Below are 13,740 nucleotides of genomic sequence, written 5' to 3' on the forward strand. Positions count from 1 at the left end.
CCCTTCTCGCCGTCTCAGCGGAGGGCGTCGACGATCTCGTTGAGCGTCGTGGACGGGCGCATGACCGCCTCGACGAGCTTCTCGTCCGGACGGTAGTAGCCGCCGATCTCCACCGGGGAGCCCTGCACCGCGTTCAGCTCGGAGACGATCGTCTCCTCGTTCGCGGCGAGCTTCTCGGCGATGGGCGCGAAGGCGGCGGCGAGCTCCGGGTCCTTCGTCTGCTTCGCCAGCTCCTGCGCCCAGTACAGGCCGAGGTAGAAGTGGCTTCCGCGGTTATCGATCGTGCCGAGAGCGCGGCCGGGCGAGCGGTCCTCCTCGAGGAAGGTGCCGGTCGCGGCGTCGAGCGTCTCCGCGAGCACGCGGGCCTTCTCGTTGCCCGTGCGGTCGGCGAAGTGCTCGAGGGAGGCGGCCAGCGCGAAGAACTCGCCCAGCGAGTCCCAGCGCAGGTAGTTCTCCTCGACCAGCTGCTGCACGTGCTTCGGAGCCGAGCCGCCGGCGCCCGTCTCGAACAGTCCGCCGCCGGCGAGCAGCGGCACGATGGAGAGCATCTTGGCGCTCGTGCCGACCTCGAGGATCGGGAACAGGTCGGTGAGGTAGTCGCGCAGCACGTTGCCGGTCACCGAGATGGTGTCCAGACCGTGACGCATGCGGGCGAGCGTGTACCGCGTCGCCTCCTCCGGCGCGAGGATCGTGATCGTCAGGCCCTTGGTGTCGAGCGTGGCGAGACCCTGGTGCACCTTCGCGATGATCTGCGCGTCGTGCGAGCGGTTCGCGTCGAGCCAGAACACCGCCGGGGCACCCGTCGCGCGGGCGCGGCCGACCGCGAGCTTGACCCAGTCCATGACCGGGATGTGCTTGGTCTGCGTCGCACGCCAGATGTCGCCCTTGCCGACCTCGTGCTCGATGAGGACGGTGCCCTCGCTGTCGAGCACCTGGACGATGCCGTCCGCCGCGATCTCGAACGTCTTGTCGTGGCTGCCGTACTCCTCGGCCGCCTGCGCCATGAGACCCACGTTCGGCACGGTGCCGATGGTGGCGGGGTCGAGCGGGCCGTTCGCGATCACATCGTCGATCACGGCCTGGTAGACGCTCGCGTAGGAGGAGTCGGGGATGACCGCGATCGTGTCGGCCTCCTCGCCGTCCTTGCCCCAGAGCTTCCCGCCGTTGCGGACGAGGGCGGGCATGGACGCGTCGACGATGACATCGCTCGGCACGTGCAGGTTCGTGATCCCCTTGTCGGAGTTCACGTACGACAGGCGCGGCCCTTCGGCGATGGCCTTGTCGAACGCCGCGGCGATCTCCTCGCCACCCGCGACGGTGGCCAGGCCGGCGAGGATCGAGCCGAGGCCGTCGTTCGCGCTGAGCCCGGCCTCGGCGAGCTGGGTGCCGTACTGGTCGAAGACGTCCTTGAAGAACGCCTTCACGACGTGACCGAAGATGATCGGGTCGCTGACCTTCATCATCGTGGCCTTGAGGTGCACCGAGTAGAGCACGTCGTCGGCCTTGGCCTCCGCGAGGGTGTCGGCGAGGAACGCGTCCAGCTCCTTCGCGGACAGGAACGTCGCGTCGATGATCTCGCGCGGGAGGACCTTGAGCCCCTCCTTGAGGACCGTGACGGTGCCGTCCTTCGCGGTGTGGCGGAAGGAGAGGACGTCGTCGCGAGCGGCGACCCACGAGCGCTCGTTGTGCTTGAAGTCGTCGTGGCCCAGGGTGGCGACGCGGGTCTTGGAGCCCTCCGCGAACGGCTTGTTGCGGTGCGGGTGCTTCTTGGCGTAGTTCTTCACCGCCAGCGGGGCCCGGCGGTCGCTGTTGCCCTCGCGCAGCACCGGGTTCACGGCGGAGCCCTTGATGCGGTCGTAGCGGGCGCGGATGTCCTTCTCCTCCAGCGACGAGGGCTCGTCCGGGAAGTCGGGGATGTCGTACCCCTGCTGTTGCAGCTCCGCGATGGCCGCCTTGAGCTGCGGGATCGACGCCGAGATGTTCGGCAGCTTGATGATGTTGGCCTCGGGGAGGGTGGCGAGGCCGCCCAGCTCCGCCAGCGCGTCGCCGACCTGCTGCTCGGGGGCGAGCTTCTGCGGGAAGGCGGCGAGGATGCGGCCGGCCAGAGAGATGTCCCGCGTCTCGAACTCGATGCCCGCCTGGCCCGTGTAGGCCTGGACGATCGGCAGGAACGAGGCGGTGGCCAGTGCCGGTGCCTCGTCGGTGTAGGTGTAGATGATGGCGTCGTCGGTCACCGGGAGGTTCTCCGTTCACGAGGTCTATTTGTCTCGATACCAAGATACCTGAGCGGGGTCGGCCCCGAAGCGGCGGCCCCGAGGGAGGCGCCCGGTCCGTGAAAAGTCCTCCCGAGTGATGAATGCGGTGACCGGAGGGGCTAGCCTGGGGACATGTCCGAACTGCGCATGGTCGAACTCTCCGCCGCGACGATCGTCGCCGTGAACAACCTGTCGCTCAAGCCCGGACAGGAGCAGTTCCTCGCCCCCGTCTCGTACGGCATCGCGGCCACCGTCATCAACCCGCAGACCTCCTGGCAGCGGGTGATCCTGGACCGCAACGAGGTCGTGGGCTTCGTGAGCGCCAACTTCGACGACGAGGCCCCGGAGGAGCACTTCCGCTCCGTGCTGTGGCGCATCAACGTCGACGCGGACGACCAGGGTCGCGGCGTCGGCCGCTTCGCCGTGGAGAGTCTCATCGACGAAGCACGCAACCGCGGCGTCGACCACGTCAACGTCATCTACGAAGCCGGCGAGGACGGCCCGGAGGCGTTCTTCCGGCGCGTCGGCTTCACCCCCGTCGGCGAGACGGCCTACGGCGAGGTCATCGCCGAGATCCGGGTCCCCTCCTGAGACCGGCGGCGGGGTCTCGAATCCCCTCCCCCATCGAGACTCCGTCGCCCTCGGATTCCACCGGGCGGCGCGAGCTCGATCCCTCTCAGCGCTGACCACTGTCGCCCGGAGGCGTGCCCTTCCCCCGACGGCTGTTCCACGCGGCGAGCGCAGACGCGGCAGCTCCGGCCGCCCGGTCGATGGCCTCCGCAGACCGGTGCAGCATGTCCTGCGCGGCGTCCTGCCAGGCCGGAGTCGGCGGCGCCTCCCCCGTCTGCACCTTCGCGGCGTGCTCGGCGGCCTCGAACGCCCGCTCCAGCTCGGCGACGGCGTCGCGGTAGGCCGCGTACTCGGCGGCGGTCACGCGGCCCGTCGTCTGCCGACGCGCCTCGACCGCCGCGCCGGCGGCCCGGAGGTAGGCGGCCGTCTCCGGGCGCTTCACGTCCGTCATCTCGGGGTAGGTGATCTGCAGCGCGGGGTCGGTCTCGTACCGCATCCACCGCGCCGTCACTGCCTCGTGCTCCGCGTACAGCCGCTCCAGCGGCCGCGGGGCGGAGCCGGCGGGGATCGCGGCCCGGGCGGCATTCACCCTGACGCGTCGGGCGCGGACGTCGGCCGCCGCCGCCCTGGCATCGCGTTCACGCTCCTTGAGCATGCGCCGGGCGCCGGCCACCTGCTCAGCGCTCGCGCGCTGCGCGGCCCGCTCGGCGGAGACCCTCGCGAGGTCGGCTCGTGCCACCTTCAGCGCCGTCCGTCGGACCACCGCGCGCTGCTGGGCCTCACGGAGGTCGTGCCGCGCGGCGTCGTACTCCAGTCGGCGGCCGCTGCGGGTATTCCGACGACGCACCCCGATCGCGCCCGCGGTCACCCCGGCGGCGGCGGTCGGCGCGAGCCACCACCACTCCGCGACGAGGAGGAAGGGGTCCATCCTTCGATGCTACCGACCGCGGCGCGCCCGCGCCCGGACGCAGCGGCCCCGGCATCCGTGCGGATGCCGGGGCCTCAGTCGCGTCACGACGTCAGACGAGCGTCTCCTGCCAGGCCGCGTGCAGCTGGGCGAACTTCCCGGTGCCGCCGATCAGGGCGGCCGGGGTGTCGTCCTCGATGATCCGGCCGTGCTCCATCACGAGCACACGGTCCGCGATCGCCACCGTCGACAGCCGGTGCGCGATGATGATCGCCGTCCGGTCGGCCAGCAGCGTCTGCAGCGCATCCTGGATCAGCCGCTCGGACGGGATGTCCAGCGAGGCCGTCGCCTCGTCGAGGATCAGCACCGCCGGGTCGGCGAGGAAGGCGCGGGCGAACGAGATGAGCTGGCGCTGCCCCGCCGAGACACGACCACCGCGCTTGTTCACGTCGGTGTCGTACCCGTCCGGCAGCGCCGAGATGAACGCGTCGGCGCCCACCGCCCGTGCCGCCTCGCGGATCTCGTCCAGCGTCGCGTCCGGGCGCCCGAGCGCGATGTTGTCGGCCACGGTCCCGCTGAACAGGTACGCCTCCTGCGTGACCATGACGATCGCGCGGCGGAGATCCTTCGGGTGCAGCGACCGCAGATCGACGCCGTCGAGCGTCACCGTCCCCGCGGACGGGTCGTAGAACCGCGAGATGAGCTTGGCCAGCGTGGACTTGCCCGCCCCCGTCGTCCCGACCAGCGCGATGGTCTGCCCGGCCGGGATGTCGAGCGAGAAGTTCGGCAGGATCGTCTTGTCCTCGTTGTACGCGAACGTGACCTCGTCGAAGCGGATGTGCCCGCGGGACTCCCAGAGGTCGACCGGCTTCTCGGGGTCCGGCACCGTCGGGACCTCCTCCAGGACGCCCGACACCTTCTCCAGCGCCGCGGTGGCGGACTGGTAGGAGTTGAGGAACATCGCGATCTCCTGCATCGGAGCGAAGAAGTTGCGCACATAGAGCACGGCGGACAGCAGCACGCCGACCGTGAGCGCTCCCTCCGAGACCCGGATGCCGCCCCACAGCACGACGACCCCGAGCACGAGCGCCGCGACGCCCATGAGGCCCGGCTCGAACGTGCCGAACAGCAGCATCGAGCGACGGTTCACGTCCCGGTACTCGCCGGCCACGCCCTGGAAGGCCTCGTCGTTGCGCGGCTCCTTCCGGAAGGCTTTGACCGCGCGGATGCCCGTCATGGTCTCCACGAACTGGACGATCACCTTCGCGCTGATCACCCGGGACTCGCGGTACACGAGCTGCGAGCGCGAGTAGAACCAGCGCATGAGGAAGAACAGCGGCACGCCGCCGATCGCGAGGATGAGACCGGACTGCCAGTCCCACACGCACAGCGCGATGAAGGTGAAGACACCGAAGAGCACGCCGGAGACGAGCTCGTTCAGGCCGCCGTCGAGGAGCTCCTTGATGGAGTCCAGGTCGCTCGTCTGGCGCGAGATGATCCGCCCCGAGGTGTACGACTCGTGGAACTCCAGGCTCAGGCGCTGGGTGTGCAGGAAGATTCGCTTGCGCAGGTCCAGCAGGACGGCCTGGGTCAGCTTCGCCGCGATGATGACGTACCAGGCGATGAGCACAGCGGCGAGAGCACCCGCGAGCAGGTAGATCCCGCCGACGACGAACGTCGGCATCCAGTCGGCGTCGTCGAGCACCGCGGGGAGCGCCCGGTCGAGGCCGATGCTGATGAGGATCGGCCCCGCCACCTGCAGCGCCGTCGAGATGACGAGCACGGTCGCGGCGAGCACGATCTGCGGCTTGAGCGGACGCACGAGCGAGCCGAGCAGCCGCAGCGAGCGGCGGCGGATCGCCCTGCTCTCCTCCGTGGTGAGGCGGGAGCGGTCCTCGTCCTGGGTTCCGGTGAGGGAGCTCATCGCTGCACCTCCTCTCCTGCGAATCGGGGGGCGCCTCCCGGCGCCTCGTCATCGGCCTCCTCGCGGATGCCGTCCTGCACGGTCTCGTGGATCTCGGCCTGCTCGTCGCGGATGATCGGGATGGCCCCGGTGCGGGCGGCCTCCTCGGCTTCCAGACTGGAGATGACGTGCCGGTAGTGCCGGCTCGTCCTCAGCAGCTCGGCGTGCGTGCCGACGGCGGTGATCCGGCCGTCCTCGAGCAGCGCCACGCGGTCGGCGAGGGCCACGGTGGACGGACGATGCGCGACGATCATCGCGGTGGTGTCGGCGAGCACGTGCCGCAGCGCCTCCTCGACGAGCGCCTCGGTGTCGACGTCCAGCGCCGACAGCGGATCGTCGAGGACGAGGACCCGGGGGTTGGCGGCCACGGCGCGGGCCAGGGCGAGCCGCTGGCGCTGTCCGCCGGACAGGCTCAGCCCCTCCTCGCCGATCACCGTCTCGACACCCTCGGGGAGTGTGTCGACGAAGGCGGCCTGCGCCACGTCGAGCGCCTCGCGCAGGACGCGCTCGGCTTCGGGGCTGTGCACGTCGAGGTCGGCGCGCCCGAGCAGGACGTTCTCACGGACCGACGCCGAGAAGAGCGTCGCGTCCTCGAACGCCATCGCGATGTGCTCCCGGAGCTCGGCGAGCGTCAGGTCGCGCACGTCGACGCCGTCGAGCGTGACCCGGCCTCCCGTCACGTCGTACAGCCGTGTCGGCAGCGTCGTCAGCGTCGTCTTGCCGCTGCCGGTGAGCCCCACGAGCGCCATGGTCTCCCCCGGCCGCAGCACGAGGTCGATACCGTCGAGCAGGTCGCGCTCGTCGGCGGCCGCGTCCTGGTACCGGAAGTGCGCGTTCTCGAACGCGAGCTCGCCGCGCGGGTTCTCGATGTGCACCGGGTTCTCCGGATCGGTGATGGTGTTCGTCTCCGAGAAGATGTCGAAGACGCGGTCCGTCGCCGTGCGCGCGTCGAGCATGAACGAGAACAGGAAGCCGATCGACTCGATCGGCCAGCGCAGCACGACGGCCATCGCGAAGAAGGCGAAGAGCTCCGCCGACGTGATCGCGTCCTGCGAGATGAGCCAGATGCCCGACATGAGGCTGAGGCCGAAGGCGATCTGCGGCATGAGGTCGAGCCAGAACCAGATCGAGGCGATGGCCCCGGCCTTGCTCATCTCGGTCTCGCGCAGCGTCTCGGCCTGACGGCTGAAGCGGCGGAGGGCGTGCGTGCCGCGGCCGAACGCCTTGAGCACGCGGATGCCGTGCACGCTCTCCTCGACGCTGGTGGCGAGATCGCCCGCCTGGTCCTGGCTGCGGCGGGTGAGCGCGCCGTAGCGCTTCTCGAAGAGGTAGCCGCGGATCCACAGCGGGACCGCCGTCACGAGGAAGATCGTGCCCAGCAGCCAGTGCCAGCGGAACAGCAGCACCGAGCCGATGAGGATCGTCAGCACGTTCACGACGAGGAGGACGAGGCCGAAGGCGAGCCACCGGCGGATGAGGCCGATGTCCTGCATCATGCGGCTCAGCAGCTGCCCGGACTGCCACCGGTCGTGGAACGCGACGGGAAGCGTCTGCAGGCGCGCGTAGAGCTCGGTGCGCATGCGGTACTCCACCTGCGTGGCGGGGAAGAGCACGAACTGCCGGCGGAGCCACACCATGAGCGCCTCGCCGAGGCCGAGGGCGAACACGGCGAGCGCTCCCCAGATGATCGCGTCGAGCGCTCCGGACTGCACCGGCCCGCCGATGATCTGCTCGAGCACGATGGGGATCATCAGGGCGATGAGCGCGGCCGCGAGCGCGCTGGCGGCACCGCCGGCGAGGCGCCAGATGACGGGCTTCACGAACGGCTTGAGCCGCCACAGCGCGGCGGGCGTGGAGAGGGAGGACGAGGGGGACGGGTTCTGCGCGGAAGACGAGGAAGACATGTCTCTCAGAGGAGTCGAAGGGGAGAAGAGCGGGGAACGGATGCGAGAGCGGGCTCACGGAGCCCGGCATCCGGTGCAGAAGAGGGGCGGAGGCTCTAGGAGAGCGGGCGCGCCGGGGTCGAGCCGAGGGTGGCGATCCGCGCGGTGGCGATCGTGGTCATGGTGTCCTCCTCAAGGGCTCGGCGAGGTCGTCCGGTTGGCGCGACAGCCCATCAGCCTATTCCTGTGAACCAGCTGAGCGCAAGGGGAATTCCCGGTACGCCGAAGAGCCCGCTCCGTGCGGGGCGGGCTCCTCGGATCGGAAGGTCAGCGGGCGGCGCGCTCCCGCGCCAGAAGGCTCTCCTTCACCGGGAGCCCCCACGCGAAGCCGCCGAGGGAGCTGTCCGTGCGGAGCACCCGATGGCAGGGCACGAACAGCGCCGGGGCGTTGCGGGCGCAGATCGACGCCGCGGCCCGCACCGCCTGCGGGTTGCCGAGCCGGGCCGCGAAGCCGGTGTAGGTCAGGGGCTCCCCCGGCGCGATGCCGCGGAGCGCCGCCCAGCCGGCGAGCTGGAGGGCGGTGCCCGTCTGCGCGACGGCGACCCCGTCGATCGCCGCGACGTCACCCGCGTAGTACGCGCCGACCGCGCCGGCCGCCTCCGTCTCCGCGTCGCGCACGGCGTCGGGGCGGACGCGGGCGGGAAGACGTCCGAGGATCGCCTCGACGTCGTCGGTCCACCCGGACACGAGCACCCGCTGGCGCTCGTCGGCGAGGATCGTGAAGGGACCATCGGGGGTGTCGAGGGTCTGGATGAGAGCGGTCATGAGGTCTCCTCGGTGTCGGATGCGATGTCGCGGGCGGGCCGGACGGCGGATTTGCGCCGCGGTCCGGCGGGACGGATCGGGGCGGCACGCCACAGATGCGCGCTGAGGTAGCTCCGCCATGGTGCGGTGCGCTCCGCCCAGGCGGTGAGGGTCTTCGGGTCGGCGGGCAGCCCGGAGGCCGCGGCACCGGCACGGAGAGCCACGTCGCCGGGGAGCAGCACGTCCGGATCGCCGAGCACCCGCATCCGCACGTAATCGGCGGTCCAGGGTCCGATCCCCGGCATCGCGAGGAGGGCGGCGCGCTGCGTCGGGCCGTCATCGCCCACGGTGAGGGTCAGGCTCCCGTCCGCCAGGGCCGCGGCGGCTCCCGTCACGGCGCGGATCCGGGCGGCGGGGCCGCGCAGCACCTCCGCCCCGTGCTCCGCGATGGCCGACATCGTCGGGAACAGCAGGCCGTCGGGGGTCCGCTCCCCCAACGCGTCGGTGAGGGCGGTGAGCGCGGTGCGGGCGGCGACGACCGTGATCTGCTGCCCGATCATCGCGCGGATGAGCATCTCGTGCGGATCGGCAGCCCCGGGCACGCGGATGCCGGGGGTCCGCGCCACGAGGGGGGCGAGGGGCGGGTGCGCGGCCAGGGCCTCGTCGACCGCGAGCGGGTCGGCGTCGAGGTCGAAGATGCGGCGTGCCGTGGCCACCAGCGGCGCGAGGTCGCCGAGCTGCGCGACGCGGGCCCGGAGATGCAGCCGCTCCGTCTCCTCCTGACGCACCTCGAACCACGCGGGGCCGCCCGACATCCGGAGATGACGGGAGAACGACGTCGCCGTGGCCTCCTCGACGCCCGTCACGGCTCGCGCGGCCATCCACGCGAAGACCCCGGCCGCATCCAGGGGGCCCCGGTACGGCAGGACGAGGTCGATCGTGCCGGGTACGGCCGCGGAGGGTGTGCGGCGGCGGGCGCGCAGCTCCCCCGGCGTGAGACCGAACACCTCGCGGATCGTGTCGTTGCCCTGACGGACGCTGTGGAAACCGGCGGCGAAGGCGACGTCCGCGATGGGCATGTCGGTGCCCACGAGGAGCATGCGGGCCGTGTGGGCGCGGTGCGCTCGCGCGAGTGCGAGCGGTCCGGCGCCGAGCTCGGTCGTCAGCAGCCGCGTGAGATGACGGCTCGAGTAGCCGAGTCGCGACGCGAGTCCTGGCACACCCTCGCGCTCGACCACGCCGGACGCGATCAGGCGCATGGCCCGCGCGGCCGTGTCTCCGCGGACGTCCCACGCGGGCGACCCGGGGGCGGCCTCCGGCAGGCACCGCTTGCACGCACGGTAGCCGGCCTCGTGCGCCGCGGCACTCGTCGGATAGAACGTGACGTTCTGCGGCTTCGGCGTGCGGGCCGGGCAGCTGGGCCGGCAGTAGATCCCCGTCGAGCGCACGGCGGTGACGAACTGCCCGTCGAAGCGGGTGTCCCGAGCGCTGATCGCCCGGTAGCGCTCGTCGAAGGAGGGGCTCATGTCCTCCACTCTCTCACCCCCGCACGGCTCCGGCTGGCGGAAATCGGACATCGCGGTTCCTTCCCCGAGACCCCGCCTACGCGGCGAGGCCCCGGCGTGCAGACGTGCGCACGCCGGGGCCTCGGCGGAAGACCGGGGGCTCGATCAGTGGAAGAAGTGACGCTCCCCCGTGAAGAACATCGTGACGCCGGCCTTGCGCGCGGCATCGACGACCTCCTCGTCCCGCACGGAGCCGCCGGGCTGCACGATCGCCGTGACACCCGCGTCGATGAGCACCTGGGCACCGTCCGCGAACGGGAAGAACGCGTCGGAGGAGGCGACGGATCCGGCGGCACGATCTCCCGCACGCTCCACCGCGAGGCGGCACGAGTCGACGCGGTTGACCTGGCCCATGCCGACGCCGACCGTCGCGTTGTCCTTTGCCAGCACGATCGCGTTCGACTTCACGGCCCGGCAGGCCTTCCACGCGAAGATCAGGTTCTCCATCTCCTCGTCGCTCGGACGCTCCCCCGACACGAGCTCCCAGTTCTTGGCGACCGAGACGATGTCGTCCGGGAAGCGGTCCGCGTCCTGGAGCAGGAGGCCGCCGGACACGAGGCGCACGTCCATGCGCTCCTGCTGCCAGTCCTCGGGGAGCTGCAGCAGACGCAGGTTCTTCTTCGCCTTGAACATCTCGAGGGCGGCGGGCTCGAACGACGGCGCGACGATGACCTCGGTGAAGATGTCCTTGAGGTTCTCGGCCATCTTCAGCGTCACGGTGCCGTTCGCGGCGATCACGCCGCCGTACGCCGACACGGGGTCGCACTCGTGGGCGCGGAGGTGCGCGCTCGCGATCGGGTCGAGGGCGTTCGGCGCGGTCGTGGCGATCCCGCAGGGGTTCGCGTGCTTGATGATCGCCACCGCCGGCTTGACCATGTCGTAGGCGGCGCGCAGGGCGGCGTCCGCGTCGACGTAGTTGTTGTACGACATCTCCTTGCCCTGCAGCTGCGTGGCCTGGGCGATGCCGTGGCCGCCCGCGCGGGTGTAGATGGCGCCGCGCTGGTGGGAGTTCTCGCCGTAGCGGAGCGTGGCGAGGCGCTCGGCCTGGATCGTCAGGTGCGCCGGGAGGTCGCCCGGGTCGTTGAGGGTGCCCTCGGCGAACCACTGCGCGACGGCCGTGTCGTAGGCCGCAGTGTGCGCGAAGGCCCGCGCCGCGAGCTCCCGCCGCTGGGCGAGCGAGGTGCCGCCCTGCGCCACGGCCGCGATGATCGCCGGGTAGGACTGCGGCGACACGACGATCGCGACGTTGGCGTGGTTCTTCGCCGCCGCCCGCACCATGGCGGGGCCGCCGATGTCGATCTGCTCCACCACGTCGTCACCCTCGGCGCCGGAGGCCACGGTCTCCACGAACGGGTAGAGGTTGACGACGACGAGCTCGAACGGCGCGATGTCGAGGTCGGCGAGCTGCCGCTCGTGGTCCTCCAGGCGCAGGTCGGCGAGCAGGCCTCCGTGCACCTTCGGGTGCAGCGTCTTGACCCGGCCGTCGAGCATCTCGGCGACGCCCGTGACCGCGGCCACGTCGGTCACCTCGAAGCCGGCGTCGCGGATGGTGGACGCCGTCGACCCGGTCGAGACGATCTCGACGCCCGCCTCGGCGAGCGCGGCGGCGAGCACGAGCAGGTCGGTCTTGTCGCTGACCGAGACGAGAGCGCGCCGGATCGGCACGGTGTCGCGATCGCGGTAGAGCGTGGGGTCGTGGCGGGGGCCGGCCATGATGGGCTCCTTCGTGCGGGGGCGTCGGGGGGTCAGGGGGCGGAGGTCAGGGCGAGGTCGCCGGTCGCGATGCGCCGGACGACGTCGATGAGGAGCCGGCGCTCGACCGGCTTGATGCGCTCGTGCAGCGTGTGCTCGGTGTCGTCGGCCCGGATCGGCACGCGCTCCTGGGCGAGGATGGGGCCGGTGTCGACCCCGTCGTCCACGACGATCACGCTGGCGCCCGTCTCCCGGACCCCCGCGGCGAGGGCGTCGCGGACGCCGTGCGCTCCGGGGAACTCCGGGAGGTACGCGGGATGGGTGTTGATGATCCGCGGCGCATAGGCGGCGACGAGGGAGGACGGCAGCAGCCGCATGAGGCCGCTGAGCACCACGAGGTCCGGCGACCACACGGCGAGCTGACGGCCCAGCTCCTCGCCCCACGCCTCGCGGCTCTCGTGCTCGTGCCACGGCACGGTGAAGCTGGGGATGCCGAACTCCTCGGCATGGGCCAGCCCGTCGGCTTCGCGATCCGCCCCGACGACGACGACACGCGCCGGGAAATCGGGGTGACGAGCGGCCTCGAGGAGGGCGCGAAGGTTCGAGCCGGCGCCCGAGATGAGTACGGCGACCGTGAGCACGCGCCCAGTCTACCGGCGTGCCGCACAGGCGCCGTCCCGACCGCGGGGCGGGCAGGGCCGCTAGGGGCGATCGTCCTCGACGGGTCCGCGCGGTGTCCCGCGGTCGCGCAGCGCGTCCAGTGGCGCGGTGTCTTCGGAGGACGGAAAGCCCGGGTGCGGGCTCCGGTCGTCGCCGGCGTCCTCGGAGGTCAGCGTGGACATCTCGGCGATCCAGCGGTCCGTGCGCTCCTCGGCGAGTTCATCCCGGTGACGGGGCGACAGCAGCAGGATCGCCGCACCCACGAGGACCTCCGCGCCGAGGGACAGCGCGAACGGCAGCACCGCCGGACCGACCGTCCCGAGGCGTCCCGGCCCCATCGACCCGTTCGCGAACATCGCGGCGAGCGCGGCGACACCGGCCGCGACCGCAGCGATCCCCACGGCGATCACGGTCCGCTGCGGGATGCCGAGCGGTGTCCCCTCCCACACCAGACGCGAGCGGACGGTCCACCCCGCGAACGCACCGGCGGCCACGGGGATCAGGACCACGATGAGCATCCAGATCGAGGAGTTCTCCGGCAGCAGGCCGAACGCCGGGATGCCGGGCACGACACCGAGCTGGGTGCCGGCGGGCGACACCGCGGTCCCCGCACCGACCGCGAACCCGGGCCCGGCCAGCCACGCGGCAGCCCACACCACGAAGGTCGGCAGATACGCGAGCTGCCCGAGGGTCAGCACGGTCGCGCCGAGGGCGTCGACCCGCGCCGCCTGGAACAGCGCGACGACCTCTCCACCGCGCGTGAGGACCGACAGGGCGACGGCCAACGCGGCGGCTCCCGTCACGCCCACGAGCGCGAACGCGGCGCCGCGCACGATCGAGGAGGGCACCGGCGCCCAGTCCTCCCTGGCGTCCAGGACGTCATGGACACGGTCGAGCAGTCCGCCGTCGCCGTCCTCCCATGCCACCCGCACGGCGCCGCACACCGCGCCCACGAGGTACACAGCGGGCGGCAGCAAGATCGCGAGAGCCAGCGGGACCCGCGCGGCCCCGAGCGCCGATGTGAGGGCGACGACCGTGGAGATGACGGCGAACACGACGGTCCCCGACAGCGACCCCAGAAGCCATGCCCCGGAGCGCGCCGCGCGGCCCCCGGAGCGCGCGGCGAAGAGCAGGGTGAGGAGCAGGAAGGCCAGCGGCGTGACCGAGACGACGAACCGCGCGGCGTCTGCGGGGATCGCCAGGGCGACGAGCAGCGTGTCCGGGATCGTGATCTCCAGGGGGACGCCGTGGCCAAACTCCCAGAGCGTGCCGGTGAGCGGCCAGAGTGCGCCCCAGTCGGCCGTGATCCCGAAGGCCAGCGTCCAGAGGAGCGTCAACGGCGCCAGCAGCACGACGAGCCCGATGGCCGCCGCGATGGCGGCATCGAGGGCGGCGAGGAGCGCGACGAGGAGGCGTTGCATAGCGCTTCCGAGACTACGAC

The 13,740-nt window shown here is 71.7% G+C and carries 10 protein-coding genes; 1 reads left to right on the forward strand and 9 read right to left on the reverse strand.

Annotated features, from left to right (window positions below; all coding sequences use genetic code 11):
• Nucleotides 1-14 precede the first annotated feature (14 nt).
• Entirely contained in the window at nt 15-2,234 is a 2,220-nt protein-coding gene (locus B7W94_RS12555) for an NADP-dependent isocitrate dehydrogenase (protein ID WP_085606833.1), read from the reverse strand.
• A gap of 153 nt (nt 2,235-2,387) precedes the next feature.
• On the opposite strand from B7W94_RS12555, the gene B7W94_RS12560 reads away from it, so the two are divergent.
• Nucleotides 2,388-2,846 (forward strand): GNAT family N-acetyltransferase, encoded by a 459-nt coding sequence (locus B7W94_RS12560; RefSeq protein ID WP_025103788.1) that lies wholly within the window; start codon nt 2,388-2,390, stop codon nt 2,844-2,846.
• An 85-nt stretch (nt 2,847-2,931) separates the two neighbouring features.
• Here B7W94_RS12560 and B7W94_RS12565 read toward each other — a convergent pair whose 3' ends face one another.
• The 8 genes from B7W94_RS12565 to B7W94_RS12600 form a co-directional block, all read right to left on the reverse strand.
• Nucleotides 2,932-3,753 carry a hypothetical protein gene (locus B7W94_RS12565; RefSeq protein ID WP_062635944.1) on the reverse strand — a complete coding sequence of 274 codons (822 nt, stop codon included), beginning with the start codon at nt 3,751-3,753 and terminating at the stop codon, nt 2,932-2,934.
• Between the two features lie 91 nt (nt 3,754-3,844).
• Entirely contained in the window at nt 3,845-5,656 is a 1,812-nt protein-coding gene (locus B7W94_RS12570; protein WP_060923216.1) for an ABC transporter ATP-binding protein, read from the reverse strand.
• Nucleotides 5,653-7,599, reverse strand: coding sequence for an ABC transporter ATP-binding protein (locus tag B7W94_RS12575; RefSeq protein WP_085606835.1), 1,947 nt, complete (start codon nt 7,597-7,599; stop codon nt 5,653-5,655). The genes B7W94_RS12570 and B7W94_RS12575 overlap by 4 nt, the downstream gene beginning before the upstream one ends.
• Before the next feature lie 306 nt (nt 7,600-7,905).
• Entirely contained in the window at nt 7,906-8,403 is a 498-nt protein-coding gene (locus tag B7W94_RS12580; RefSeq protein WP_085606837.1) for a methylated-DNA--[protein]-cysteine S-methyltransferase, read from the reverse strand.
• Entirely contained in the window at nt 8,400-9,908 is a 1,509-nt protein-coding gene (locus B7W94_RS12585; protein ID WP_085606839.1) for a DNA-3-methyladenine glycosylase 2 family protein, read from the reverse strand. Before B7W94_RS12585 ends, B7W94_RS12580 begins: the two co-directional genes overlap by 4 nt.
• 144 nt (nt 9,909-10,052) lie before the next feature.
• A complete protein-coding gene (gene purH / locus B7W94_RS12590; RefSeq protein WP_085606841.1) occupies nt 10,053-11,660 on the reverse strand; it encodes a bifunctional phosphoribosylaminoimidazolecarboxamide formyltransferase/IMP cyclohydrolase in 1,608 nt (535 codons plus the stop codon).
• A 32-nt stretch (nt 11,661-11,692) separates the two neighbouring features.
• The gene (purN, locus tag B7W94_RS12595) at nt 11,693-12,280 is read right to left on the reverse strand and encodes a phosphoribosylglycinamide formyltransferase (protein WP_025103781.1); all 588 of its coding nucleotides are present in this window, start codon (nt 12,278-12,280) and stop codon (nt 11,693-11,695) included.
• Nucleotides 12,281-12,340: 60 nt separating this feature from the next.
• On the reverse strand, nt 12,341-13,720 hold the full coding sequence (locus tag B7W94_RS12600; RefSeq protein ID WP_085606843.1) for a cell division protein PerM: 1,380 nt from the start codon (nt 13,718-13,720) through the stop codon (nt 12,341-12,343).
• Nucleotides 13,721-13,740: the final 20 nt, after the last annotated feature.

The organism is Microbacterium sp. LEMMJ01 (assembly GCF_002114135.1).
Lineage (GTDB): Bacteria > Actinomycetota > Actinomycetes > Actinomycetales > Microbacteriaceae > Microbacterium.